Here is a 549-nt window from a genome sequence, read left to right as displayed (position 1 = left end):
CAAGATGATAATGCAAACGAAACTTTAGAAACTCAAAATTTAGAAGATGAAAATTTAGAACAAGAAACAACTAAAGAACAGAATCAAGAAGACATTCAAACTGATTTAGATTTAACTTTGGAAGATGGCGGAAGCGAAAAAGAAGACTTAAGCCAAGAACATACAGCTTTGGATACTGAGCCTAGTTTAGATGAACTAGATGATAAAAATGATGAAGATTTAGAAATCAAAGAAGATGACAAAAATGAAGAAATAAAAAAGCAAGAATTATTAAACGATTCTAAAGCAAATACATTAGAAATGCAAGAAGAGCTTAACGAATCTCAAGATGATAATGCAAACGAAACTTTAGAAACTCAAAATTTAGAAGATGAAAATTTAGAACAAGAAACAACTAAAGAACAGAATCAAGAAGACATTCAAACTGATTTAGATTTAACTTTGGAAGATGGCGGAAGCGAAAAAGAAGACTTAAGCCAAGAACATACAGCTTTGGATACTGAGCCTAGTTTAGATGAACTAGATGATAAAAATGATGAAGATTTAGAA

General features: G+C 30.2%; 1 pseudogene. It reads left to right on the top strand.

Annotated features, from left to right (window positions below):
* Window positions 1–549: pseudogene (locus AJ930_RS01210) on the top strand (highly acidic protein); the annotation flags it as partial.

Origin of the sequence: Campylobacter sp. BCW_6871 (genome assembly GCF_001762325.1) — a bacterium.
Lineage (GTDB): Bacteria > Campylobacterota > Campylobacteria > Campylobacterales > Campylobacteraceae > Campylobacter_D > Campylobacter_D jejuni.
The sequence above is the reverse complement of the archived record's forward strand: the minus strand, read 5'-3'. Positions and strand labels throughout refer to the sequence as shown.